This is a genomic window from Burkholderia seminalis DSM 23518, assembly GCF_902832885.1.
Classification (GTDB): domain Bacteria; phylum Pseudomonadota; class Gammaproteobacteria; order Burkholderiales; family Burkholderiaceae; genus Burkholderia; species Burkholderia seminalis.
Genome location: NZ_CADFDK010000001.1, coordinates 1,203,713 through 1,229,758 on the forward strand (window position 1 = coordinate 1,203,713; position 26,046 = coordinate 1,229,758).

Annotated in this window: 20 protein-coding genes; 11 read left to right on the plus strand and 9 right to left on the minus strand. The window is 69.6% G+C overall.

Translation table 11 applies throughout. The features are described from left to right. Positions 1-142 precede the first annotated feature (142 nt). The 4 genes from HWX00_RS05620 (at position 143) to HWX00_RS05635 (ending at position 3,570) form a co-directional block, all read left to right on the plus strand. On the plus strand, positions 143-355 hold the full coding sequence (locus HWX00_RS05620) for a glycine zipper 2TM domain-containing protein (RefSeq protein WP_021162063.1): 213 nt from the start codon (positions 143-145) through the stop codon (positions 353-355). Positions 356-549: 194 nt separating this feature from the next. After that, positions 550-798, plus strand: coding sequence for a hypothetical protein (locus tag HWX00_RS05625; RefSeq protein ID WP_034186583.1), 249 nt, complete (start codon positions 550-552; stop codon positions 796-798). Between the two features lie 141 nt (positions 799-939). Then, a complete protein-coding gene (locus HWX00_RS05630; RefSeq protein WP_049035319.1) occupies positions 940-1,866 on the plus strand; it encodes a DMT family transporter in 927 nt (308 codons plus the stop codon). A gap of 423 nt (positions 1,867-2,289) precedes the next feature. Continuing rightward, on the plus strand, positions 2,290-3,570 hold the full coding sequence (locus tag HWX00_RS05635) for a sensor domain-containing phosphodiesterase (RefSeq protein WP_034186581.1): 1,281 nt from the start codon (positions 2,290-2,292) through the stop codon (positions 3,568-3,570). A 27-nt stretch (positions 3,571-3,597) separates the two neighbouring features. On the opposite strand, the gene arfB is transcribed toward HWX00_RS05635, so the two are convergent. The 4 genes from arfB to recC are packed head-to-tail and all read right to left on the minus strand — an operon-like array spanning position 3,598 to position 13,350. Then, on the minus strand, positions 3,598-4,002 hold the full coding sequence (gene arfB / locus HWX00_RS05640) for an alternative ribosome rescue aminoacyl-tRNA hydrolase ArfB (RefSeq protein ID WP_034186580.1): 405 nt from the start codon (positions 4,000-4,002) through the stop codon (positions 3,598-3,600). Continuing rightward, positions 3,999-6,314, minus strand: coding sequence for an AAA family ATPase (locus HWX00_RS05645; protein ID WP_175868097.1), 2,316 nt, complete (start codon positions 6,312-6,314; stop codon positions 3,999-4,001). The genes arfB and HWX00_RS05645 overlap by 4 nt, the downstream gene beginning before the upstream one ends. After that, positions 6,311-10,015 carry an exodeoxyribonuclease V subunit beta gene (gene recB / locus HWX00_RS05650; protein ID WP_175868098.1) on the minus strand — a complete coding sequence of 1,235 codons (3,705 nt, stop codon included), beginning with the start codon at positions 10,013-10,015 and terminating at the stop codon, positions 6,311-6,313. Before recB ends, HWX00_RS05645 begins: the two co-directional genes overlap by 4 nt. Continuing rightward, positions 10,012-13,350 (minus strand): exodeoxyribonuclease V subunit gamma, encoded by a 3,339-nt coding sequence (gene recC, locus HWX00_RS05655; RefSeq protein ID WP_175027842.1) that lies wholly within the window; start codon positions 13,348-13,350, stop codon positions 10,012-10,014. Before recC ends, recB begins: the two co-directional genes overlap by 4 nt. A gap of 180 nt (positions 13,351-13,530) precedes the next feature. On the opposite strand from recC, the gene HWX00_RS05660 reads away from it, so the two are divergent. Beyond that, a complete protein-coding gene (locus HWX00_RS05660; protein ID WP_124609109.1) occupies positions 13,531-15,822 on the plus strand; it encodes an FUSC family protein in 2,292 nt (763 codons plus the stop codon). A 291-nt stretch (positions 15,823-16,113) separates the two neighbouring features. Next, positions 16,114-17,481 (plus strand): amino acid permease, encoded by a 1,368-nt coding sequence (locus HWX00_RS05665; protein WP_034186575.1) that lies wholly within the window; start codon positions 16,114-16,116, stop codon positions 17,479-17,481. A gap of 147 nt (positions 17,482-17,628) precedes the next feature. On the opposite strand, the gene HWX00_RS05670 is transcribed toward HWX00_RS05665, so the two are convergent. Beyond that, positions 17,629-17,790 (minus strand): hypothetical protein, encoded by a 162-nt coding sequence (locus HWX00_RS05670; protein WP_009688068.1) that lies wholly within the window; start codon positions 17,788-17,790, stop codon positions 17,629-17,631. Between the two features lie 207 nt (positions 17,791-17,997). On the opposite strand from HWX00_RS05670, the gene HWX00_RS05675 reads away from it, so the two are divergent. Genes HWX00_RS05675 through HWX00_RS05685 form a run of 3 tightly spaced genes read left to right on the plus strand, consistent with a single transcriptional unit; the run spans position 17,998 to position 21,497 of the window. Further along, positions 17,998-19,041: a Fe(3+) ABC transporter substrate-binding protein gene (locus tag HWX00_RS05675; RefSeq protein ID WP_175027841.1), complete on the plus strand. Its 1,044-nt coding sequence runs from the start codon at positions 17,998-18,000 to the stop codon at positions 19,039-19,041. Further along, positions 19,031-20,719, plus strand: a complete 1,689-nt coding sequence (locus HWX00_RS05680; RefSeq protein ID WP_059560632.1) for an ABC transporter permease — start codon at positions 19,031-19,033, stop codon at positions 20,717-20,719. The genes HWX00_RS05675 and HWX00_RS05680 overlap by 11 nt, the downstream gene beginning before the upstream one ends. 4 nt (positions 20,720-20,723) lie before the next feature. Continuing rightward, entirely contained in the window at positions 20,724-21,497 is a 774-nt protein-coding gene (locus tag HWX00_RS05685) for an ABC transporter ATP-binding protein (protein ID WP_175027840.1), read from the plus strand. A gap of 59 nt (positions 21,498-21,556) precedes the next feature. Here HWX00_RS05685 and HWX00_RS05690 read toward each other — a convergent pair whose 3' ends face one another. The 4 genes from HWX00_RS05690 to HWX00_RS05705 all read right to left on the minus strand — a co-directional run bounded on the left by HWX00_RS05690 (position 21,557) and on the right by HWX00_RS05705 (position 24,007). Continuing rightward, positions 21,557-22,027 (minus strand): Lrp/AsnC family transcriptional regulator, encoded by a 471-nt coding sequence (locus HWX00_RS05690; protein WP_006484401.1) that lies wholly within the window; start codon positions 22,025-22,027, stop codon positions 21,557-21,559. A 234-nt stretch (positions 22,028-22,261) separates the two neighbouring features. Continuing rightward, a complete protein-coding gene (locus HWX00_RS05695) occupies positions 22,262-22,903 on the minus strand; it encodes an NAD(P)-dependent oxidoreductase (protein ID WP_069705394.1) in 642 nt (213 codons plus the stop codon). A 132-nt stretch (positions 22,904-23,035) separates the two neighbouring features. Then, complete coding sequence (locus HWX00_RS05700; protein WP_034186570.1) at positions 23,036-23,488, minus strand: Rrf2 family transcriptional regulator; 453 nt, start codon at positions 23,486-23,488, stop codon at positions 23,036-23,038. Positions 23,489-23,578: 90 nt separating this feature from the next. Beyond that, complete coding sequence (locus tag HWX00_RS05705) at positions 23,579-24,007, minus strand: BCAL1086 family glycoprotein (RefSeq protein WP_034186569.1); 429 nt, start codon at positions 24,005-24,007, stop codon at positions 23,579-23,581. Between the two features lie 194 nt (positions 24,008-24,201). Here HWX00_RS05705 and HWX00_RS05710 point away from each other — a divergent pair, with 194 nt between their 5' ends. Together HWX00_RS05710 and HWX00_RS05715 are read left to right on the plus strand one after the other, a co-directional pair. Beyond that, positions 24,202-24,537, plus strand: a complete 336-nt coding sequence (locus tag HWX00_RS05710) for a hypothetical protein (protein ID WP_069705392.1) — start codon at positions 24,202-24,204, stop codon at positions 24,535-24,537. Between the two features lie 253 nt (positions 24,538-24,790). Beyond that, complete coding sequence (locus tag HWX00_RS05715; protein WP_034186567.1) at positions 24,791-25,984, plus strand: ammonium transporter; 1,194 nt, start codon at positions 24,791-24,793, stop codon at positions 25,982-25,984. Positions 25,985-26,046 lie beyond the last annotated feature (62 nt).

The following is a 26,046-nucleotide window of genomic DNA, read 5'->3' on the forward strand; positions in this document are numbered from 1 at the left end:
GCACGGGAAACAATTGATTACGAAACCGCGCAAGCCTTAACAAGTCCTTACAGCAGCCCCGCCAAGCGGCGCGTAGATTGGGGTCATGCGCGGCCGCCAGCCGGTCGCGCGACCTCCGCTCACTACCACAAGGACAACGATCATGAACTCGATTCGGCGTTTTGGGGTATGCGCGCTTCTCGTCGCGACGGTGGCCAGCCTGTCGGCCTGCGATTCGATGTCACGACGTCAGCGCGACACGGCAATCGGCGCGGGTGTCGGCGGCGTCGCCGGCGCGGCGATCGGCGGCAGCGCGCTGTCGACGCTCGGCGGTGCGGCAGCCGGCGGCATCATCGGTAACCAGGTCGGCAAGTAAGCCGCCGGCCGGACCCGACGCAACCTTCGTCCAGACGGCGTTTCCGCGATGCGGAAGCGCCGTTTTCGCATGCGGCGCCGCAATAGGCGCGGCAGCCGCCCGGAAATGATCGGTTACCGTTTTGCACACCGTGTCATCGGCGCGCGGCCTAAGCTTAAGCATCTGCCGATTGCCGGCTCCGCCGGAGAGACATCATGAACAGGACCCTCGTCGCGGCGGCGCTCGCCTGCACGACGCTCGCCGGCTGCTACTACCCGTACGGCTACTATCCCGGCGGCTATTACACGGCCGCGCCGGTGCAGCCGGCGCCCGTGTACGTCGATCCCGGCCCCGCCTACTACTATCCGGCGCCGGCCTATGCGCCTGCCTGGGGCGGCTATTGGGGACCGGCGCTGTCGCTCAATTTCGGCTTCGGCGGACGCGGCGGCTGGCGCCATCACTGACCGGGCACGGCCGCCGACGGGTGGCGCCCTGCCCCCTCGACCGGCGATATTCCCGTTTCTTGTCGTTTCATCGAATCGTGAAACGACGGCGCGGTAACGCGGTGTAAGATTCATCGCAACCCGTCCTCGCCCTCACGATCGATGTCACCCAAGAACGCCTTCCTGCTGACCGTGCTCGCTGCCCTGTGGGGCGCGTCGTTCCTGTTCATCCGGATCGGCGTCATCGATCTCGGCGTCGCGCCGCTGATGGCGTTGCGCGTGGGCATCGGCGCGCTGTTTCTCACCGGCTTCGCGCTGACGCGCTTCAAACCCGCCGACCTCGGTGCGCGATTGCGCCGCCATGCGTGGCCGTTGTTCGTCGTCGGCGCACTGAACTCGGGCATCCCGTTCTGCCTGTTCGCGTTCGCCGAGCTGACGCTGTCGGCCGGGCTCACGTCGGTGATCAATGCGACGACGCCACTGTGGGGCGCGCTCGTCGCGTACCTGTGGCTGAAGGACAAGCTGTCGTTGCCGCGTGCGCTCGGCCTCGTGATCGGCTTTGCCGGGGTCCTCACGCTCGTGTGGAACCAGATCGCGAACGCGCACGGCGACACGGGCGCCAGCGCGACCGCGCTCGCTGCCGCCGCGGCGCTCGGCGCGACGCTGCTGTACGGCATCGCGGCCAATTACACGAAGCGCACGCTCGGTGGCGTCGATCCGCTCGTCAACGCGGCCGGCAGCATGATCGGCTCGACCCTCCTGCTGCTGCCGTTCGCGATCGCCACCTGGCCGGCGGCGCCGGTCAGCGCCCACGCCTGGGGCGCGGTACTCGCCCTCGGCATCGCGTGCACCGGCATCGCGTATTTCATCTTCTTCTATCTGATCGCGCATGTCGGCCCCGCCCGCGCGATTACCGTGACGTTCGTGATCCCGGTGTTCGGGCTGCTGTGGGGCGCGCTGTTCCTGGGCGAACACGTGTCGGCCGTCATGATCGAAGGCTGCGCGATCGTACTCGTCGGCACCGCGCTCGCGACCGGCGTGATCAAGCGGATTCCCGGCATCCGGCCGCGCGGCGGCGAAGCGGCCTGAGGATCCGGGCGCGGGCGCCAACGCATCGCGGATGGCGGCACCGCGCACCCGCATTCATCCGACGGCGGATCTCGTTCGCGCCTGTCTCCGCCGCCGGGATTTTTCGTCCCCCGCCCTTTACCATTCGCCATGCGGTCGGGTTGTCATGTGCGCCGGCAGCGCCCGCCGCTGCGTGACGGTCATGCGCGGCACGCACGCGAACGGCACCCGGCACCCCCGCGCCGTTGCCATGGCCGGGCCGTGTACCGTTTGCGTCTGGAGTTACCCTGATACGCGCGCCGCTGCAATCCCGGTACACTCGAAACACTTATCCGCACGAGGCGGCCTCGATGTACCACGTTCTTTCGCGTCCGCCTGCGCGTGCGACCGCATCGGCGTGGCGGCCCGCTCCCGCCCCACCGTACGCCCCCGGGCACCGTTGACATGAAGCCCGCCCGCGACCTGTCGCTCGACTCCCTGCTCGAACGCCTGACGCCGACGCCCGGCGGCTGGGTCGCCACCTTTCGCACCACGACGCTGCGCAGCGTGTTCCAGCCCGTGTTGTCGATCACGCACAAGCGCGTCGTCGGCTACGAAGCGCTGCTGCGCGTCGTCGACGCGGACGGCACGCTGCTCTCGCCCACCGCCCTCTTCGACAAGACGCGTGCCGACGCCGACGCGCTGCTGCTCGACCGGCTCGCGCGCTGCCTGCACACGGCCAACTTCGTCGCGCAGGGAATCGGCGACGGCTGGCTGTTCCTGAACGTGACGCCGCGCGTACTCGATACGGGCCTCGTGCAGCGCGAGTTCGTCGAGGCGCTGTGCCGGCATTTCGGGTTGCCGCCGAACCGCATCGTGCTGGAGGTCGTCGAGCAACCGGCGCGCGACGAAGCCGCGCTCGCCCGCACGATCGACATGATCCAGCATCGCGATTTCCTGATCGCGATCGACGATTTCGGCACCGGATTCTCGAATTTCGACCGCGTCTGGCGCGCACGGCCCGACATCGTCAAGCTCGACCGCTCGCTCGTCGAACGCGCGACCGGGTCGGCCGACGATCGCCGCATCATGCATCACCTCGTGTCGATGCTGCACCAGGCCGGCGCGATGGTGCTGGCCGAAGGCGTCGAAAGCGACGACGCGCTGCAGACGCTGATGGAGGCCGATATCGATTTCGTGCAGGGTTTCCAGTTCGGCCAGCCCGATGCGTCGATCGCGCATGCGAGCGCGGCCGCGCCCGCGATGCTCGACGCCGCGTGGCAGCGCTTCATCGCACGCCGGCGCCCGCCGGTCATCGCCGAGCAGCCGGGCTTCGATGCGATCGAACGACTCGTGCTGGGCGGTGCGGCCGCCTTTTCCGCCAGCGGCAATCTGCAGGATGCCGCCCAACGCGTGTTCACGGTGCCGGCCGCGCGCCGCGTGTTCGTCACCGACGAGATCGGCGAGCAGTTCCTGCCGTCGATCACCGCGCGGCCCGACGACGGTCAGGCAGTCACCGCCCGCCTCGCGCCGCTGTTCCCGGAAACCCACAGCAACTGGTCGCGGCGCCCGTACTTCCAGCGCGCGATCGCCGCACCTGGACGCGTCGCGCTGATGGGCCCGCATTTCTCGCTGACGGAAGGCCGCGACTGCTACACGGCCGCCGTCGCGATCCGCGCACGGAGCCGGCTCGTCGTGTTCTGCGTCGACTTCGTGCTCGACAGCGCGGGAACGGTGATGCGCTAGCCGCGCGCGCCGCCGGCCGTTCATTCGTCAGTCGATCACCTTCCCTCTTCCGGACTTCACCACGCTGCGGCGCGACTTGTGTTCGAGCCGCCGCTCCTTCGACGCACGCGTCGGCCGCGTCGCCACGCGTGCGCGCGGCGTGAACGCGACGCTGGAGATCAGCGAATCGAGTCGCGCCAGCGCGGCCTCGCGGTTCTTCTCCTGCGTGCGGTATTCCTGCGACTTGATCACGACGATGCCGTCGCGCGTGATGCGCTGGTCGGACAGCGCGAGAAGCCGCTCCTTGATCACCGGCGGCAGCGACGACGCACGGATGTCGAAGCGCAGGTGAATCGCGCTCGACACCTTGTTCACGTTCTGCCCGCCCGCGCCCTGTGCGCGCACGGCCGTCCATTCGACCTCGGCCGGATCGAGCGTATAGCGGATCATCATCGCGAAACCTCCGTGCGGTGTCGCGCGAGCGCTTCGTCGACGCGCGCCGCGAGCCCCGAATCGCGCTGCGTGCGTGTTGCGACCGCCTGCGCCAGCACGCGCCGCGGCCCGATCACCTGCACCCGCGTGCGCGCACGCGTGACGGCCGTATAGACCAGCTCGCGCGTGAGCACCCGGCTGAACGAGGCCGGCAGCACGAGCGCGGCTTCGTCGAATTCCGAACCCTGCGATTTGTGGACGGTCAGCGCGAACGCCGTCTCGTGCGGCGGCAGCGCGGCCGGCGACACCGCACGCGCGGTGCCGTCCGCGCGCCGGAACCACACGCGCAGCACGCCGTGCGCATCGGGCAACGCGATGCCGATGTCGCCGTTGAACAGCCCGAGCGCGTAGTCGTTGCGCGTCACCATGATCGGCCGCCCGGTGAACCAGTGCGCGCCGACCGCGAGCGGCACGCGCGCCGCGTGCCGCACGTGCGCGGCCACCAGCGCGTTGACGTGCTCCGCGCCGCGCGAGCCGTTGCGGGTCGCGCACAGGATCCGGAACCGGTTGAGCGCATCGAACAGCGGCAGCGGATCGGGCACCGGCGCGTCCAGCGCGGCGCGCAACGCGTCGAGGTAAGCGCCGAACCGCCGCGCGAGCCGCTCGACCGTCGACGATGCAAGCGTATCGCCCGCATCGTCGTGGAAGGACGCGGCGGCCGTATCGTCGGCGGGCAGCGCATCCAGTGCGGCCTGCACGTCGCCGCCGCGGATCGCGACCGACAGCCGCCCGATCGGCGAATCGAGACCGAAACGGTAGTTGCGTTCGAGCCAGACGACGCAGTCCGCGAGCGGCGCCGGCGCGCGCGCGACGGCGGCTGCGGCGTCGACTTCGCCGGTCGATGCGGATGTCGCTGCCGTCACCGATGCGAGCGCCGCGTCGCCCGCGTCGAACGGCGGCAGTTCGACGGCATCGAGCCATGCGAGTTCGTCGACTTCGATCCATGCGGGTGTCTCCCCCGCGGTAACGGTGCCGCCGACATCGGCCGGCCCCGGGACTGCCGGCGGTGGCGATACGATCGCGACCGACGAAACTTCGTCATCCTGCGGTTCGTCGTCGAAGAGCGATGCCTGTCGCGGATCGGCCTTCTGCCGCGACGCCGGTTTGCGGGAAACCGAAGCCGATGCCGAAGGCAACGCCTGCGCCGAAACGGAAGCCGGACGTGCGGCCGGCACGCCCGCCGCGGTGGCGATTGCGGCTTCGTCCGGCACCGGCAACGCCGCGACGAACGTCGCCTCGTCGATGCCGAGCGCCTGTGCGATGCGCGTGCGCGCCGCGGCCGTAAAGGCGGGCCGCGCGCTCAACTCGGCGAACACGGCCCCCGCTTCGACCGCGGCCAGTTGATCCTTGTCGCCGAGCAGCACGAGCCGTGCGCCCGGCGCAAGCGCGTCGAGCAGATGCGCGGCGAGCGCGACGTCGATCATCGACGCCTCGTCGACGACGATCAGGTCGTACGGCAACGGATTGTCGCGATGATGGCGGAAGCCGGCCGCCCCGCCGCCGCCCAGCAGCCGGTGCAGCGTATACGACGTGTCGGGCAGGCGTGCCGCGAGTTCGGGCGGCAGGTCGCCGGCCCGTGCATGCAGCGCTTCCTGCATCCGCTGCGCGGCCTTGCCGGTCGGTGCGGCCAGCGCGATGCGCAGCCCCGGGTGCGCGTCGAGCAGGCAGGCCAGCACGCCGACGACCGTCGTCGTCTTGCCCGTGCCGGGGCCGCCGCTGACGATCGTCACGCGGCCCGTCAGCGCGACGATCGCCGCCACGCGCTGCCAGTCGACTTCGCCGTTGGCCGGCCCGAAATAGCGCGCGAGACTGTCGCGCAGCCGGTCGGGCGACAGGCCTTCGTCCGGACCGGCAACCCCGGCCTGTGCGACGAGCGCATCGGCAAGCCGCCGTTCGTAATCGAAATAGCGCGACAGGTACAGGTGATCGTGCCGGTCGACGATCAGCGGCCGCTCGTCGCCGCGCGCCAGCGTGCCGAACGCGACCACGCCGCTCGCGGCAAGCGCGGCGCGCACCTCGTCGAGCGGTGCGTCGTAGCGCTGCGCGAGTGCGCCGAGCGCGACGCACACGTGGCCGCCGGCCGTCGCACGGCTTGTCGCGAACGCGGCGCGCGCCGCCCAGCGTGCCGCGGCCGACGGCGCGCCGGCGCGCCGCGCGAGTTCGCCGATGCGACGCGCGAAGCCTTCCGCAAGCGCGATGCCGAAATCGGCCGGCTCGGGCAGCCGCGCGACGAGGCCGCCGGTGAATTCGAGCGTGTCGTCCGACGCGTTCATGCGCGCCTCCCTTCCATCATGCGGTCGAGGGCCTCGACGAGCGCACGCGCGGGCCGGCGGGCATGCACGCCGGACGGCTCGCCGCCGCTGCGCCAGCCGGGCCGCACGCCGCGCACGAACAGGTACAGGTAGCCCGCGATGTGCGTATCGTAGTCGTAGTCGGGCAGCCGTCCGCGCAGGTAGCGATGCAGCGCGACCGTGTAGAGCAGCGCCTGCAGGTGATACGCGTGATCGGCCATCGCGACGTCGAGCGCGCGCGGACCGTAGGCATCCGGCGTCGTGCCGAGATGGTTCGACTTCCAGTCGACGATCCAGAAGCGGCCGTCGTGTTCGACGATCATGTCGATGAAACCCTTGATGAAACCGGCGAGCGTGCCCGCCTCCAGTGCGACGTCCGGATAGCCGTGCGCGACCAGCAAGCGGCGCAGCGCCGCCAGGTCGAGCGACGGCGCCGGGAACAGGAACCCCATTTCGTCGAGCCGCTTCGCCGGATCGAGATCGGCGAGCCGCATGCCCGGCACGAGCTCGGTGTGCACGACATCGTCGACCAGCTGCGCCATCATCGCCGGCAGCCGGGTAGCGAGCTCGGGCTCCGCCTCGACCGGCCGGTCATGCAGCGCGCCGAGCGCGGCCGCGTGCCACGACTCGGGCTCCGTGAAGCGGCTGAGTTCGAACAGGCGGTGCAGGCATTCGCCGGCCGCGGCCCCGCGCGGGAACACGAGGATGTCGTCGTCCGGCGGTTCCGCCGCGGCCGGCTCCGAGAAGTGCCATTCGCCGTCCGGCGTCACCTCGGCAAGCGCATCGTGATCGGGCCGCAGTTCGTCGTCGGGCACGGCCGCGACGCCCGCCTCCTCGCGCGCCATCGACGCGGTCAGCGAGCTGAAGCTCGCCATCCGCCACGCGTCGCGCAGCACACGCGTCGCGTGGCGCGCCGCGAGCGCCTGCGAGGCGTCGTGCCCCGCCGCGAGACGCTCGCGGCGCGCGGGCACGGGCAGCGGCGCGACGCTCACGGGGCCGCCCGCGAGCGCGCGCCACGCCGCCTCGAGCGCAGCCTCGTCGGGCGGTTCGTCGAGCCACGCATCGAACGACTGGCCGGCGCCGGCGACGAGCCAGTTGAGCACGCTGCGCCGCGCTTCGCGCGTCGAGCGCGACGACAGGTACGGCCCGGCAACGACATAACAACGATAGACCGCACGCGTGAGCGCCACGTAGACGAGCCGCGCACGTTCCGCGGCCTGCTCGCGCAACGCCTGCCGCGCCGCGTGCGCGGCCGCCTCGTCGTCGCATCCGTAATGCAGCACGGCGTCGCCCGCTTCGTCGTGATACTCGCGCGCATCGGGCAACGCGGACGCAGGCGGTTCACGCAATCCGCCGTCGTTCAGGAACGGACAGAACACGATTGCGTATTCAAGCCCCTTCGACTTGTGCACCGTCACGATCTGCACGAGGTTGCGATCGGATTCGAGCCGCAGCTGCGCTTCCTCGCCGCCGCCGTCGAGCCGTTGCGCGGCGAGCCAGCGCAGCGTCGGCGCGATGCCCGGCTGCGCGGAAGCGCGCGCCTGCGTCAGTTCGGCCAGATGGTTGATGTCGGTCACGCGACGCTCGCCGTCCGCACCGGCCATCAGCCGTTCGGCGATCCGCAGCTCGCGCGTGAACGTGCGCCACATCACCGCGAAACCGCGTTCGCGCCACAGCAGCCGATAGCGCGAGAAGCGCTCGACCCAGCTCATCGCGTCGGTGCTGTCGGACGCGCCGCTCGACGCATCGCCGTCGCCCTGCTCCATCCGCCACAGCGCACCGGCATCGAGGCCGAACCAGTCGGATGCGAGCGCCGCGCGCAGGCGCCGCAGGTCGCCCGGCGCATCGATCGCCGCCAGCACGCGTTCGAGCTGCTCGGCGTCGCCGGTCGAGAACACCGACGCCTGCGCCAGCTCGACGCTGCCGATGCCCCAGGTGGCGAGCACGCGTTTCACGAGACTGCCCTGCCGGTGCGTCTGCACGAGCACCGCGATGTCGCCCGGCGACAGCGGCGTGTCGCCGAGCCGCACGTGCCCTTCGCGCGCGCCGCGCATCAGCCGCGCGATCTCGGCGGCACACGCCTGCGCGGCCTGTGCCTGCGCATCGCGCTTGAGCAACGTGCCTTCCCCGCCCGGCAATGCCCAGACCCGGAAGTCGCCGGACGGGCCCGGATCGGTTTCGTCGACGAACGGCGCGCGCACGCGCGTGCCGGCACGCACCGCGTAATAGTCGAGCCCGTCGAGCACGAACGCGCGCGGATTCGACATGAAGAAGCGGTTGCATGCGTCGACGATCGCGGGCGTCGAACGCTGGTTGACCGCGAGCGTGTAGCACGCGCTCGCTCGTGCGCGCGCCGCCAGATAGGTATGCAGATCGGCCGCGCGAAAGCTGTAGATCGCCTGCTTCGGATCGCCGACCAGGAACAGCGGGCCGGTCGGCGCGAAGATCCGGTCGAAGATCGCGAACTGCAGCGGGTCGGTATCCTGGAACTCGTCGATCAGCGCGGCCGGATAGCGTGCGCGCAACGTCTCGGCGAGCCACGGATGCGCATGCAGCGCGTGGTACAGGTTCGCCAGCAGATCGTCGAACGACACGACGCGCCGCGTGCGCTTGCGCTCGGCCAGCTCGCCCGGCGCCACGTCGAGCCAGTCGGCGATCAGCGCGAGCCAGCGCGCGCGCTGCGTGGCCTCGGCGGCGGCCACCGCGGCTTCGAGCGCATCGGCGACGTCGAAGAACGCGTGCTCGGGTGTCACGCCGCCTTTCTTCGTCGCCTTCGTCAGCGCGGATTGCGTGAGCTTCAGCGCGGCTTTCGGCAGCGCGGCCGTCGCGTCGCCCTGCGCGAAATGCGCCGTCCAGGCGGCCAGCGCATCGGCGACCGCATCGGGCTTGTGCGAGCGCTGGTTGAGCGCGGGCTGCGCCGCGCGCAGCAACGCGTCGATCGTCTCGCGCTCGGCCGCCCACAGCCGCGCCGCCTCGGCGAAGCATTCGGCCGCGGCGGCCTCGGCCGACTCGTCCGGCTCGGTCACGCCGTCCCAGCGCAGCGCGGCGAGCGGCTTCTTCAGCCGGCGCGCGAGCTGCGCATCGAGCGCGGCCGGGCCGGCGCCCGATTCGACGAGCCAGGTCGCGAAACCCGGCCAGCGCGCGGCCGCCGGTTCGACGCGCGTGCGCCAGAAATCCGCCGCGAGTTCGAAGCGCAGCGACGCATCGTCGGCCTCCATGTCGAACGCGAACGGCATCGCGGCGGCGAACGGCGCTTCCTGCAACGCACGCTGGCAGAACGCGTGAATCGTATGGATCGCGGCCTGGTCGAACGCGCGCAGCGCGCGCCGGATGCGCTTCGCGGCCGTCTCGGAATCGAGCACGCCGTCTGCGCCGAGCGTGGTCTCGAGCAGGCGCGAGATGAACGGGTCCCCGCCGTCGTCGCCCGTATCGAGCGCGTGCGCAAGCTGCGCGAGCCGGCTGCGAATCCGCTCGTGCAGCTCGGCCGTCGCCGCCTTCGTGAAGGTCACGACGAGGATTTCGTCCGCGCCGAGATCCTTCTCGAGCAGCAGGCGCACGTACAGCGCGCAGATGTTCCAGGTCTTGCCGGTGCCGGCCGATGCCTCGATCTGGTTGACGCCGTCGAGCGGGCACGCGAACACGTCGAGTTCGAGCGCCTGCTGCGGCTGCGACACGGCGCTCATGCAACCTCCTTCAGATGCTCGATCAGCGGCTCGAACACGAGCCGCGCCAATGTGCCGAACGGCTCGTCGAGCGACGGGTGCGCACCGCGCCATGCGATCGCGATCGCCGGATCGTCCGCTTCGCTCACGACACGTTCGTTGATCCACACGCTCGCGGCCTTGGCCTCGCCGTCGGACACCCGCGCCCATGCGCTGCGCGGAAAGAACCGCAGCGGCATCCGCCGCCCCGCGCGGAACAGCGCGGCAAGCGGCGCGAGCCGTTCCAGCGGCGCCGCGACGGGCGTCAGCTCGAACGCGCCGCCGCTGCCGAACCACAGCGTGCGGCGCGGCCCGCCGGGCTCGATCGCGCAGTACACGAGATGCGCGAGCCAGGCGGACAGATAGTCGCGCGCGCTCGGTCGTGCGTAGCGATAGATGATCTGCCCGGCCGGCGTCAACCGGTTCAGCGTGCCCTGCAATTCGAGCGGCGCGCACACCGCGTCGGCCGACAGCATCGCGTCGTCCGTGCCGAACAACGCCTGCTCCGTATCGGGCCATGCCGGCACGACCGTGAGCGAGAACGGCCGCCGCTCGATGCCGTCGGCCAGCGCGCGGCGCACGCTCGACGCAAGCTGCGTCATCGAGCCGAGCGCCTGATCGCGCCACACCGTGCCCGTCGCGCCGCCCGGCAGTTCGGGGCTCGCATCGGCAATGCGCAGCGCGTGGTCATGCACCGTGCCCTCGTCCGATTCGATCAACAGCGGCAACACGCGCTCGGCGAGCGCATCACTGCCGGCGAAGTCGAGCGAGAACGGTTCCGTATCGAGCAGTTCGGCCTGCGCGTCGGCAAGCACGATGCCGAGCCGGCCGCGCAGCAACGCGCGCGCCGGATGGCGCCAGAAGCGTTCGAATTCGCTGAACGCGACGGGCTCGACCGGCTCGGCCGGCAGCGGCTGCGCGAAGAACGGCAATTCGCGCGGGCCGTCGCGCGACGCTTCGGCGGCGAGCAGCGACGCGAGCGTCGCCCGCTCGGCGTCGTAGGACACGAGCGCGCTGCCGGGCTGGAAATACGCGGCCGCGAACGGTTGCAGCGGATGCTCGACGATGAACGCGCGCCGCGCGGCATCGACGGCGTCCGGCGCGGCGTCGGGCCCGGCCGTGACGATCGCCAGATGATCGAGCAGTTCGTCGACGAGCGCCGCGGGCGGCAACGGCGCGTTGTCGCGGATGCTGCGGCCCGTATAGGCGATCAGCAGCCGGTCGCGCGCGGCCAGCAGCAGGTCGAGAAACAGGTTGCGCTCGTCGTCGCGGCGCTGCCGGTCGCCGAGCTTCGGCAACACGGCCATCAGGTCGAATTCGTCCGCGCGCGCGAGGCTCGGCAGCACGCCGTCGTCCATCCCGAGCAGACAGACGACGCGATACGGCAGCCCGCGCAGGCTCGTCAGCGACGAGAACGTGACGCCGCCCCACGGCACCCCGCCGCGCGCCGGATCGTCGAGCGCCGCGGCCAGCCCCGCGCGGACGACCGCGGCCGGCAACGCTTCGTCGGGCGCCCCTTCCGTCATCGCGGCCAGCATCGCGTCGAGCGCATCGCGCACGCCGGCCAGCGCGTCCGCATATGCGGCGCCCGAATCGAAGAAGCGCGCGAGCGTATCGGCGAACAGTTCGCTCCAGCCGCTCGGCGTGTGCGATTCGGCCAGGCGACGCGCGAAGCCGTCGAGATCGTCGGTAAAGCGCGCCAGCCGGCCGAGCAGTTCGGCCTCGCTGCCCGTGGCCGCCTCGATCGGCAGCCACGCGCCGATCGGCGCCGCGCCTTCCGGCATCGCATAGCCGAGAAAGAGCCGCGCGAGCGCATCGGAGAACGTATGGCGCGGCGCGGGCACGGCCGCGTCGTCGCTGACAAGCGGCGACAGCCCGCGCCGCGCGCCGGCGGCCGCGAGCCAGGTCTGCACCGTCTCGAGCGCGGCCGCGTCGATGTCGTATCGCGCGGCCACCGCATCGACGCGCAGCCATTCGACCAACTCCGGCGCGCCGACCTGCCGTTCCGGCAACGTGAGCCAGTCGAGCAGCACGCGGGCGACCGGGTTCGCCTGCGACGGCGGCAGGCCGGTGATCCGGTAAGGCACGCGCGCGCCGCCGGCGCCGGCCGTGCCGAACACCGCATCGATCAGCGGCCCGGCCGCCGCGAGGTCGGCCACCGCGACCAGCACGTCGGACGGCTGCAGGCTCGCATCGGCGTCGAACCACGCGAGCAGGCGGTCGTGCAGCACCTCGAGCTGGCGCGCGAGGCTGTGGCACACGTGCACCTCGATGCCGCGCTCGGCCGGCGTGTCGCCGGTTTCGGCCTCCGGCCGCAGCTCGAGGATCGCGTTCTGCACGCGTGCGAGCCACGTGGGCGCGGGATTCTCGACGAAGCGCGAGGCATCGCCCGACGCGGCGCTTTCAGTCAGCTCGTGCAGCATGTGCAGCTGCGCCTGCGTCTGCCGGCCCCACTCGGCGAGCAGCGGATGGCCGACTTCCTGATAGTCGAGCCGCCCGGCCGCATCGAGCGTCTCGGCGTGCGCGGCCGTGACGATGTCGAACCAGAATTCGCGGCACGGGTTCAGCGCATAGACGCGCACGTCGATCCAGCGCGACAGCTCGCGCAGCAACGCGACGTGCAGCGGCGGCATCGTCGGCAGCGCGAACACGCTGACCGATTCCGGCCAGTCCGCGCGCGCGACCGTTTCGGCATCGAGATGGCGCGCCTCGACGAGGAAACGGTGCGCGGGCGGCGTGCCGCTGTCGCTCAGCTCGGCGAGCAGCGCGCGCCACAGCGCGGCCTGCCAGCGCTCGTCGTCGCGTGCGGCGTCGCTGATCCCGCGCGGCGCGGCGTCGCTCGCGAGCACGGATTCGCCAGCCTGCCAGGCGGCCAGCCATTCGGGGCGATAGGTCAGGTAATGATCGAGCACGGCCGCGACGCGGTGCGCGAGCTCGTAGCGCATCGCATCGTCGGAGGCGGACAGGTACGCGGCCAGCCGTGGCGAGGCGAGCCATGGCGCGCCGCCGGCCGCCTGCGCGAGCAGCCGGTAGCAGCGCCACACGAGACGGTCGGGCGCGAACGGCGAACGCTTGGGCACCTCCATCACGCGGCCGATCTGCGCCCACAGCCACTGCGCGAGATACGTGAACTCGACGTTCGCGCACACGCCGTTGCGTGCGGCGATGTCGAGCTCGAGACGACGGCGCAGCGCCGCGCTCGGCACGATGACCTGTTGCGGCGCCCACGGGCCGTTGCGGGCCGGGAACGCGGCCAGATCCTCGAGCAGCGCGTCGGCCAGCGTCTCGTGACGGTTCGAATAGAAGAGATGGAGCATGAAGCGGGCGTCGGAACCTCGCCCCGGCCGGGCCGGGCGAACAGGATCACCAAGGATAGCAAATGGACCGCCGCCGCGAACCTCTGCCGGAAAGCCAGGTTTTGCGGACCGCGAAATACGATAGACTCGTCGCCAGTCAATACGCCGCCCCGGCGTCTTCGTCTGCCATTCAGCCCATCGATGCGCTATTCGGTCGAAATCAGAAAGTTTTTCTACAGCCAGTACTTTTTCGGCGGCCTGCGGATCGCGGTCGGCGTCTCGCTGCCGGCCGTGCTGTGCCTGATCGTGTTTCACAACCGCGAACTCGGCTTCACGATCTCGACGGGCGCGCTCGGCGCCTGCGTCGTCGACATGCCGGGTCCGCTCAAGTACAAGCACAACGAAATGCTCGCGTGCAGCGTGATCGGCTTCCTCGCGGCGCTCGCCACCGGCCTCGCGACACCGAACATCTTCGCGCTGTGGCTCACGATCGTGCCGCTCACGTTCGTGCTGTCGCTGATCGTCGTCTACGGCAACCGCTGGCCCCAAATCAGCTTCGCGACGCTGTTCATGATGGTGATGACGCTCGAGGAGAAGTTCACGCCGCTGCAGGCGTTCATCAACGCCGGCTGGATTCTCGCGGGCGGCCTCTGGTACACGTACTGGGCCACGCTCGTGTCGCGATGGCAGGCGCGCCGGATCGAGCAGCAAGCGCTGGCCGAGAGCCTGTTCGCCTGTGCCGACTACCTGCTGGCGCGCGCACAGTTCTACGATCTCGACGCCGATCTCGACGAATGCTACCGCAACCTGGTCGCGCGGCAGATCACCGCGGTCGAAACGCAGGAAACCGCGCGCGACATCGTGCTGCGCAACCTGCCGAAGCTGCGGCGCGGCAAGCTCGATCCCGGCCGCACGACGATGTACAACCTGTTCATCAACAGCGTCGACCTGCACGAGCTGTTCGTCGGCGCCCACACCGACTACCCGCTGGTGCGCAACACGTTCGGCGGCTCGGATCTGATCATTTTCTACCGCGACCTGATCCGCAAGGCGGCCGCCGATCTCGAGGAGATCGGCCTCGCGGTGCTCGAGAACCGCGCGCCGCATTCGCGGATCAGCGTGAAGGCCGAACTGCGCGCGATCGAGTACGAGATCGAGCTGATGCGCAAGAAGAACTTCGCGGCCACCAACGCGGAAGCGTACGCGGCCGTGCTCGCGACGTTCCGGCGCATCTGGAGCGCGACGCGCCTGATCGACCGGATGCGCCGCAACCTGTCGGGCCACGCCGATCCGCAGCAAACCGAACTGAAGATCGACAAGGCGCTCACGCGCTTCCTGCAGCGCCGCCGGATGTCGCCGCTGCTGATCTTCTCGAACCTGAACATGCGCTCGCCGAGCTTTCGCCACGCGCTGCGCGTGACGATCGCGGTGGCGGTCGGCTTCTGGATCGGCCGGCTGCTGCCGCTCACGAACGCGTACTGGATCGTGATGACGACCATCATCATCCTGAAGCCCGGCTACTCGCTGACCAAGCAGCGCAACGCGCAGCGGATCATCGGCACGCTGATCGGCTGCGCGGCGAGCATCGCGCTGATCTACACGGTGAAGGAGCCGCACCTGCTGATCGCGATCATGTTCGGGTCGATGGTGATGAGCTACAGCCTGCTGCTGTTCAATTACGCGGCAAGCGTCGTGTTCACGTCGTCGTACGTATTGCTGATGTTTCACCTGCTCGCACCGGGCAGCATGCGGATCATCGGCGAGCGCGCGATCGACACGGTGGTCGGCTGCATGATCGCGATCGCCGCGAGCCGACTGTTCCCGTACTGGGAATACCGGCTGATGGGCAAGCAGGTCGCCGACATGCTCACCGCAACCCGCAAGTATTTCGAGGCCGTGTGGCGCGCCGGGCGTGGCGCGTCGCCGCCGACCGTGCCCGCCGCCGACGGCGCCGCCGTCGTGCCGGTCGTCGCCGCGGCGGTCGAAACGCCGGCCACGAGCCTCGACGACGACTACCGCTACCGCCTGGCGCGCAAGGACGTGCACATCGCGTTCGCGAACCTCGGGCAGGCGTTCCAGCGGATGATGATCGAGCCGAAGGCGCACCAGCGTTTCGTGCCCGAACTGAACGACCTGCTCGTGCAGACGCACGTGCTCGGCGCGCAGATCACGGCCGCCGCGCCGCTGATCCGCAACGCGTGCTCGGCCGACGGCAGCATCGAGCACGACGACGCGCTGCATCGCGGCCTCGCCGCCGTGCTCGACAATCTCGAGAAGGCCGAGGCTGGCGAACCGCCGCCCGCCGACCAGCTCGAAACGTCGAAGCAGATCACGCGCGATCTCGACGCGATGGTCGTGTCCGCGGAGAAATCCGATGCGGTCGGCGCCGAGCTCACGCACGACCTGAAAGTGCTTGCCCACCAATGCAAGCAGATGCTTGCGTCGTCGCTGCTGATCCGCAAGGACGCGAGCGTGATCCGCCTGCCCGCCTGACCCCGACCACCCGCGCCGGCGGGCCGGCCCGCGCACGCCGCGGGTCGGCCACCGGCGCGCCCCGACTCAGCGATCCCCGAAGCATGACCCGTCCGCTCCACGCGGCCCGCGCATCCGTCGCGCGACCGCCCCACGCCCCTTCCCGCTCGCCGCGCCAGTCAGGGAATACCCGATTCCGGTCACCCGGCCCGGCTTGTTATCATTCGTTCACATTCAAGTTGTATAGACAACTTGAGCCAATCGGACCGGCCCCGCTCGCCCGGTCCGTCGCATAACGATATCGGAGACTCGATGAAAAACTTGCAGCGCCACCTGAGCGCGCGGCACATCCGCTTTCTCGCGCTCGGCTCGGCGATCGGCACGGGCCTGTTCTACGGCTCGGCGTCCGCGATCCAGCTCGCGGGCCCGGCCGTGATCCTGGCGTACATCCTGGGCGGCGCGGCCGTCTACATGGTGATGCGCGCGCTCGGCGAGATGGCCGTGCGCGAACCCGTCGCCGGCTCGTTCGGCCATTACGCGACCGAGAACCTCGGCCCGTTCGCAGGTTTCGTCACCGGCTGGACCTACACGCTCGAAATGGTGATCGTCGCGATCGCCGACATCACCGCGTTCGGCATCTACATGGGCTTCTGGTTTCCGGATGTCCCGCAATGGATCTGGGTGCTCGGCGTCGTCGCGATCATCTGCGGGCTGAACCTGTGCCACGTGAAGGTGTTCGGCGAGCTCGAATTCTGGCTGTCGATCATCAAGGTCGGCGCGATCGTCGCGATGATCGGCGGCGGCGTCGCGATCCTGCTGTCCGGCATGCACTTCGGCCATTCGGCCGACGTGCCGACGTTCGCGAACCTGTGGAACCACGGCGGCTTCCTGCCGAACGGCATCGGCGGGCTGGTCGCGTCGCTGTCGGTCGTGATCTTCGCGTACGGCGGGATCGAGGTGATCGGGATGAGCGCCGGCGAGGCGAAGGATCCGGAACGCGTGATTCCGCGCGCGATCAACGCGGTGCCCGCGCGCATCCTGCTGTTCTACGTGCTGACCATGGTCGTGCTGATGTCGATCAGCCCGTGGACGGGCGTCGGCAGCGACGGCAGCCCGTTCGTGCAGATCTTCTCGGCGCTCGGCGTGAAGTCGGCTGCCACGATCCTCAACCTGGTCGTGATCAGCGCGGCGATCTCGGCGATCAACAGCGACATCTTCGGCGCGGGCCGCATGATGTTCGGGATGGCGCGACAGGGCCAGGCACCGCGCGTGCTGATGACGACGTCGCGGCACGGCGTGCCGTGGGTCACGGTGCTCGTGATGGCCGGCGCGCTGCTCGTCGGCGTGCTGCTCAACTACCTGATGCCGAAGGACGTGTTCCTGGTGGTCGCCGCGATCGCGACGTTCGCGACCGTATGGGTCTGGCTGATGATCCTGCTGTCGCAGGTCGCGATGCGCCGCCGCCTGTCGAGCGCGGAAGTCGCCGCGCTGAAGTTCAAGGTGCCGCTGTGGCCGGCCGCGCCGGCGCTGACGATCGCGTTCATGGGTTTCGTGATCGTGATGCTCGGCTGGTTCGAGGATACGCGTGTCGCGCTGTATGTCGGCGCGGCATGGCTCGCGCTGCTCGCGGCCGTGTTCTACGCACGGATCCGCCCGAAATTCGCCCCTGCGTCACGTTGACGCACGGCTGCCCCGAATGCGCGGCGCGCCTCGTTCGGCGCCCGCTGCCGTCAAGGCTCCGCGCGGCGCCCGTCGCGCCGGAAGCCGCAGATTGCGCCCCTTCGCATGCGCCGCGTGCGCGGCCCGGCCGGCCCGCGTACCGGCACGTCAGTGCGATGCCGCGCTCGCGGCCTCGGCCGGATGGGCCTCGTCGTACGCCCGCTTCTGCGAAATCGCGTTGTACAGGATCGTCCCGATCACGAGGAGCACGGCCACGACGATCAGGATGCTCACGTTGCGAACAGGGTTCTTCTTGCGCTGATCGTTCATGGTCGGTGCGTCTCCGTCAAATTCATCGAAGCGCGCATTCTACGCGCTTGCGCCCGCGCTGCGACGTCCCGTTTCCGATCGCCGTTACGCCCATCCCCCGCTGCTTTCCGCACGCTTTCAGTTGGTAATCGTTCCCATTTCGATTTAGAATCCCGAATCTTTCATTTTGTAATATTTCCTTCGTCCACCCGTCCCACCGGAGTCACCATGTCGAATCCGCGCACCCGCCTGCTGCCGCTCGCCGGCGCCCTCGCCCTGGCCGCGGCCGCCTTCGCGCCGCTTGCCCAGGCGGCCGAGGAAGTGAGCCTGTACACCACCCGCGAACCCAAGCTGATCCAGCCGCTCATCGATGCCTTCACGAAGCAGAGCGGCGTCAAGGTCAACACGGTGTTCGTGAAGGACGGCCTGCTCGAGCGCGTGAAGGCGGAAGGCGCGCAGTCGCCGGCCGACGTGCTGATGACGGTCGACGTCGGCAACCTGCTCGACCTGGTCGACGGTGGCGTCACGCAGCCAGTACGCTCGAAGGCGCTCGACGACGCGATTCCCGCGAACCTGCGCGGCACGAACGGCGACTGGTACGCGCTGTCGCTGCGCGACCGTGTGCTGTACGTCGAGAAGGACCTGAAGGTCGACGCATTCCGCTACGAGGATCTCGCCGATCCGAAATGGAAGGGCAAGGTCTGCATCCGCTCGGGCCAGCATCCGTACAACACCGCGCTCGTCGCGGCGATGATCGCGCACGACGGCGAGGCCGCGACCGAGAAATGGCTGCGCGGCGTGAAGGCGAACCTCGCGCGCAAGGCGACGGGCGGCGACCGCGACGTCGCGCGCGACATCCTCGGCGGCATCTGCGACGTCGGCCTCGCGAACGCGTACTACGTCGGCCATATGAAGAACGCGGAAGCCGGCAGCGACGCGCGCAAGTGGGGCGACGCGATCAAGGTCGTACGCCCGACGTTCGCGAACGCGAAGAGCGGCGGCACGCACGTGAACATCAGCGGCGCGACGGTCGCAAAGCACGCGCCGCACAAGGCCAACGCGGTGAAGCTGCTCGAATACCTCGTGTCGCCGGAAGCGCAGGCGCTGTACGCGCAGGCGAACTACGAATACCCGGTACGCGCGAACGTGAAGCTCGATCCGGTGATCGCGGGTTTCGGCGCGCTGAAGGTCGACCCGCTGCCGCTGGCGGACATCGCGAAGCATCGCAAGCAGGCGAGCCAGCTCGTCGACAAGGTCGGCTTTGACAACTGACGCCGCATCGTCCGGCGCGTACCGCGCGCCATCCCGGCTGCGTCTGCGCCCGCGCGCGGGCAGCCTGTGGCTGCTCGCGGCGCTGGCGGTCGCCGCGGCGGTCGCGGCGCCGCTCGCGGTGCTCGTGGCCGCCGCGTTCGACGCCGATCTCGCGCACTGGCGTCATCTCGCCGAATTCGTGCTGCCGCAGGCGCTCGTCAATACGCTGCTGCTGCTCGCGGGGGTCGGCGCGATCGTGTCGATCGTCGGCACCGGCTGCGCGTGGCTCGTCACCGCGTACGATTTTCCCGGTCGCCGGATGCTGACGTGGGCGCTGCTGCTGCCGCTCGCGGTGCCGACCTACATCGTCGCATTCGCGTATCTCGACCTGCTGCATCCGATCGGCCCCGTCCAGGGCGCGATCCGCTGGCTGCTCGGCTTCGACAGCCCGCGCCAGTTCCGCCTGCCGGACCTGCGCTCGCTGCCCGGCGCGATCTTCGTGCTCGGCTTCGTGCTGTATCCGTATGTGTACCTGAGCACGCGCGCGATGTTCGTCACGCAGTCCGCGAGCCTGCTCGAGGCCGCGCGCACGCTCGGCGCGGGACGCGTCGCGACGTTCTGGCGCGTCGTCGTGCCGCTCGCGCGGCCCGCGATCGCGGTCGGCGTGAGCCTCGCGCTGCTCGAAACGCTGAACGACATCGGCGCGTCGGAATTTCTCGGCGTGCAGACGCTGACCGTGTCGGTCTACACGACGTGGATCACGCGCTCCGACCTCGCCGGTGCCGCGCAGATCGCGCTGGCGATGCTCGCGATCGTCGTCGGCATGATCGTGCTCGAACGTCATGGGCGCCGCCGCCAGCGCTACGCGCATGGCCGGCGCATGCGGCCGATCGCGCCGCGCCGCCTCACCGGCGCGGCCGCGCTCGGCGCCGCCGTGTTCGGCTGGCTGCCCGTGCTGCTCGGTTTCGGCGCACCGGCCGCGTACCTCGCGGTGGAGACCGGCAAGCGGCTGCATCTCGTCGGCGGCGTGTCCGCGCAACTGCTGACGGGGCTCACGAACACGCTGACGATCGCCACCGCGGCCACCGCCGCGACGCTCGCCTGCGGGCTCGTCGTCGCGTGGGCCGCGCGCGCGCAACGCGACAGCGCCCGCGCGGGCCCTGCCCGCCTGTGCGCGCGGATCGCGAGCCTCGGCTATGCGGTACCGGGCACCGTGCTCGCGATCGGCCTGCTGATTCCGTTCGCGGCAGCCGACCGGCTGTTCGGCGCGGCGCTCGGCCGCGACGGGCTGCTGCTGATGGGTTCGGTCACCGCGCTCGTGATCGCCTATGCGGTGCGCTTTCTCGCGATCCCAGCCGGCAGCATCGAGGCCGGTCTCGCGCGCATTCCGCCGTCGCTCGAACAGGCGGCGCGCTCGCTCGGCGAGACGGCCGGCGGCACGCTGCGCCGCGTCCACCTGCCGCTGCTGCGGCCCGCGCTCACGACAAGCGCGCTGCTGGTGTTCGTCGACGCGATGAAGGAATTGCCGGCCACGCTGCTGCTGCGTCCGCTGAATTTCGACACGCTCGCGACCTGGCTGTATGCGGAAGCCGCACGCGGCACCTACGAAGAAGGCGCGGTCGCCGCGCTCGCGATCGTGCTGGCCGGGCTCGTGCCCGTGATCCTGCTCGCCCGCACCCGCCACAAGATCGGAGCCTGAACCCGTGAACCTGCTTGAACTCGATGACCTTTGCATCGCCTACGACACGCCGCACGGCCGCCGCACGGTGGTCGACGGGCTGAGCCTCGCGCTGCCGCGCGGCGACATCGGCTGCCTGCTCGGCGCGTCGGGCTGCGGCAAGACGACCGTGCTGCGCGCGATCGCCGGCTTCGAGCCCGTTCGCATGGGGCGCATCATGCTGGACGGCAGGCCCGTCGCGGCATCGTCGTTCGAGGTGCCGCCGGAGCGGCGGCGCATCGGCATGATGTTCCAGGACTATGCGCTGTTTCCGCACCTCAGCGCGGCCGACAACGTCGCCTTCGGTTTGCGGCACATGCCGAAGATCGAACGGCGCCTGCGTGTCGCCGAAATGCTCGAACTCGTCGGCCTCGCCGATTCCGGCGGCGCCTATCCGCACGAGTTGTCGGGCGGCCAGCAGCAACGCGTCGCGCTCGCCCGCGCGCTCGCGCCGTCCCCGGAGCTGCTGCTGCTCGACGAGCCATTCTCGAATCTCGACGTCGATACGCGCGAGCGGCTCGCGTTCGAGCTGCGCGACATCCTGAAACGCACGGGCCACACCGCGATCCTCGTCACGCACAACCAGGCCGAAGCGTTCGCGATCGCCGACCGGATCGGCGTGATGAAGGACGGCCGGCTCGCGCAATGGGACACGCCGTACGCGCTGCACCATCATCCAGCGAACGCATTCGTCGCGGATTTCGTGCGCCGCGACGCGCTCGCCGACGAACGCGCACGCGCACTGGCACGCGGCCGCTGACGCCGTGCCGCGGCCCCGTCGCGCGACACCGTCAGCCTCCGTGCCGCGTCCTTGACGCGCTACGCCGGCTCCGCGAGATCGCGCACGGGCAGCGCAGTCGAATACTTGATCTGCTCCATCGCGAACGACGAGCTGACGTCGAACAGCGGCACCGTGCGAATCAGTTGCTTGTAGACCCGATCGTAGTCGTCGATGCCGGCCACCACGACGCGCAGCAGGTAATCGGTCTCGCCGCTCATCCGGTAGACCTCGACCACTTCCGGCATGTCGCGCACGGCCTGCGTGAAACGCTGCGCCCATTCCTCGGTGTGCTGGTTCGTGCGGATCGCGACGAACACGGTCGTGCCGACGCCGAGCTTGCGCGGATCGCACAGCGCAACCTGCGCACGAATCGCGCCGGTCTCCTTGAGCCGCTGCACGCGCTTCCAGCATGGCGTCTGCGACAGGTTCACGCGCTGCGCCAGTTCCGCGATCGGCAATGTGGCATCGGCCTGCAGCAGTTCCAGCAGCTTGCGATCGATGGCGTCCATTTCTCCAGTCCCTCGTAGATAGAAATTTATTCTATTCATCCTGCACAACGGGGAACAGTATGAAAACGGCTTCGCCGCGTCGACCGGTATAAATACCGATCCGCCACGTGCTCGCCACGCCAAACGAAACAGGCGACGCCGCCCGTGAGGATGGCATCGCCCGACCTTGTTACGCGCCGCGGCTTGTACGCCACGCCCCGGCCGGCGCTCACACGCCGCCGGTCGTCACGCCGCTCAATACGCGACCGTCGCGATCTCGCGCACGAAGCTGTCCTGCTCGAGCGTGTCGACGAACGCGACCGCGTAGTCTTCCGCCGAGATCTTGCTATTGCCCTGCGCGTCCACGATCAGCTTGCCGACGCCCGTGCGGAACGTGCCCGTGCGCTCGCCCGGCGCGATCAGCGCGGCCGGCGCCAGGAAGGTCCAGTCGAGATCGGTGACCGTCTTCAGGTAGTCGAACGCGTCGCGATGGGCCAGCGCGACCGCCTTGTACGCGTCAGGGAAACCTTCGCTGTCGACCAGCTGCTTGCCCGGCGCGACTTCGAGCGAACCGGCGCCGCCGACCACGACGAGCCGCTTCAGGCCGGCCTGGCGCGTGCCGGCGACCAGCGCCTGCGCGGCCCCGACGACCTTCGCCGCATCGTCCTGCTTCGGACCGTACGCGCTCGCGACCACGTCATGCCCCGGCAGCGCGGCCGCGATGCTGGCCGCGTCGAACAGGTCGGCCGCCTGCGCGGTGATGCCGTCGCCGGCCGCGCCCGGGTGGCGCGACAGCGCGGTCACGCGGTGGCCGCGTCGTACGGCTTCCGCCGCGATGCGCGAGCCGATCATGCCGGTGGCGCCGAACAGCGCGATTTTCAACGAACGTTGCGTCATGACGATTCTCCAGTCAGAAAATATGTAACACAGTTAATTACAGATAAGATCGAAAAAAACGGGGCGAAGCCCCCGTTGCACCGGACACCCGCACCTGCGCGCCATCCGGCTTCCTGCCCTGCCTGCCGCCGGCTACCTGCCGGCTGCCGCCTGTTGCGTGCGCCGCTCGAGATCCAGCATGTCGGCCGTGACGTCGACGAGCGTGCGCGTGGCGAGCGATGCCTCCATCGCGCGCTGCGCATCGCCGATATAGCCGGTCAGCGCGACCTGGATGTGCCGCCCGACGAGGCACGCGGGATTCGGTGCCTCGCGATGCAGCGCGAACAGTTGCGCGTCGTCGACCGCGCGATACACGTCGAGCAGCGTGATCTCGCCGGGCTCGCGCGCCAGCAACGCGCCGCCGCCCGCGCCGAGCTGCGACGTGGTCAGCCCCGCGGCTGCCAGCATCGACAGCAACCGGCGAATCAGCGCCGGATTCGTATTCACGCTGCCCGCGATGATGTCCGACGACAGCGGCACGCCTTCCTGCATCGACAGCAAGGCGAGCACGTGGACGGCAAACGCGAACCGGCTGCTGGTATTCATTCCTCACTCACTCGGCGACACCGGCCCGAACCGCGACCGGCGACATATGTAATCATGATAATTACATTTCGTGGATCGTGCAAGCCCGCGTCATTCCCCGCTCGCGGGCTTGGCGCCCGACGCGTTCTGCTGGCTCCACTGCTGCAGCTTCTTGCCGGCTTCCGCGATCTTCGCACCGGCTTCGGAGGCCGCATGCGCGACGACCGCGGAAGCGGCCGCGTCGATCTGCGCCTGCGCGGCCGACGCGAGACCGCTCGCGGACAGCGGCGGCACGGCCGACGCCGCCGAAGCGATGCCGGCCTTCGCGGCGTTGATCTGCTGGTTGACGGTGCTCGCGACCTGGTCGAGCGCCTTGGCCGCGTTGTTCGCGGCATCGGCGGCCGCGCTGGCGGCCGTATCGGCTTGCGTGGCCGGCGCGCCGGACTTCTCGCAGCCCGCGAGCAACAGCAGCGCACCGGCGGCCACCGCCGCCAGTACGGACCCGGGCACGCGACGCGCCCGCGATGTCTTCATGTTCATCAGCAAATCTCCGGCCGTGCGTCGCACGGCCTTGTGGTTGGACCGGTGTCGATGATACCGCCTGTGGAACAGGCCAAATGACGACCAGCCATTAAAAATGCCTTTCAGTTTCGGATTCGTCTGATTCAATCGCAGGCGCTACGCCACTAAAGTGGGCACGCCTCAATCCGCTTCGTACGTGTCCCTTTTTTCTTATGGCTTTTCTCGTCGACTGGTTCATCGTTCTGGCCACGCTGCTCGCCGCCACCCTGTTCCTGTGCCTGCGCGCGCCGTCGGCGCCCCGCCTGGCCGAATCCGGGCGCCCGCGCCGCGTCGCATCCGCGCGCCTGCTCACGCAGGCCGTGATCGGTTTCTGGACGGCCGCGCTGATCATCGCGGAAGGCATCCTCGGCGCCGACGGCGACGGCCAGTCGCTCGCCGGCTTCGCGGCCCTCGCGTTCGCCGCGCTCGGGCTGTCGACCGTCGCCGCCTACTGGTCGGCATGCGCGTGGCGGCTGCGCCGGCCGCCCACGCTGTTCGCCCGTCACTGACGCGCCAGATCGGTGCGCCACGGCGCACCACATCGCATCGCCTCGCCCGCCGTACGCACCAGTTCAGCACGCACCGCACCACGCGCGTGCAAATCGTGCGGTCACCAATCGTCGTCGCCCGCTCCGTCACCCGTGCACGATTCACCGGAATGCCGCACCACGCGGTATCGAGGCACCAATTCCACGCAGCCGCTCACCAAGTTGGCTCGATATTTGCGTTCCTTGCCCGTTTTTTGCGCAAGGAAGCCACGGCATGGATGGTCTGAAATCCGGCGTCGATACACTGTTCCTGTTGATCGGCGCCGTCATGGTGCTCGCGATGCACGCGGGCTTCGCATTTCTCGAACTCGGCACGGTCCGCAAGAAGAACCAGGTCAACGCGCTCGTGAAGATCCTGGTCGACTTCTCGGTGTCGACGCTCGCGTATTTCTTCATCGGCTACACGATCGCATACGGTGTCGAGTTCTTCGACGACATCGGCACGCTGTCGCAGCACAGCGGCTACGCGCTCGTGCGCTTCTTCTTCCTGCTGACCTTCGCGGCGGCCATTCCCGCGATCGTGTCCGGCGGCATCGCCGAGCGCGCGAAGTTCAATCCGCAGCTCGTCGCGACGCTGATCATCGTCGGCTTCATCTATCCGTTCTTCGAAGGGATGGCGTGGAACGAGCGCTTCGGCGTGCAGGCGTGGCTCACGCACGCGTTCGGTGCGCCGTTCCACGATTTCGCCGGCTCGGTCGTCGTGCATGCGTTCGGCGGCTGGGTCGCGCTGCCGGCCGTGCTGCTGCTCGGCGCGCGTCACGGCCGCTACGCGAAGGATGGCCGGATCGCCGCGCACCCGCCGTCGAACATCCCGTTCCTCGCGCTCGGCGCATGGGTGCTCGCGGTCGGCTGGTTCGGCTTCAACGTGATGAGCGCGCAGACGCTCGACAAGATCAGCGGCCTCGTCGCCGTGAACTCGCTGATGGCGATGGTCGGCGGCACGCTCGCCGCGTGGATGGCCGGCCGCAACGACCCGGGCTTCACGTACAACGGGCCGCTCGCGGGCCTCGTCGCCGTATGCGCGGGCTCCGACGTGATGCATCCGATCGGCGCGCTCGTCACGGGCGCGGCCGCCGGTGCGCTGTTCGTCGCGATGTTCACTTGCGTGCAGAACAAGTGGCGCATCGACGATGTGCTCGGCGTGTGGCCGCTGCACGGCATGTGCGGCGCGCTCGGCGGCCTCGCGGCGGGCGTGTTCGGCCTGCCTGCGCTTGGCGGCCTCGGCGGCGTGTCGTTCCTGTCGCAGCTCGTCGGCACGCTCGGCGGCATCGTGATCGCAAGCGCGGGCGGCACGCTCGTCTATGGCGCGCTGAAAGCGACCGTCGGGCTGCGCCTCGATCGCGAAGCCGAGTTCGACGGCGCCGACCTGTCGATCCATCGCATCACGGCAACGCCCGAGCGCGATTGATCCATCGAAGGACACCAGGCACACCATTACGGTTTCAATTCAAAAAACTTTCATCTAGCGTC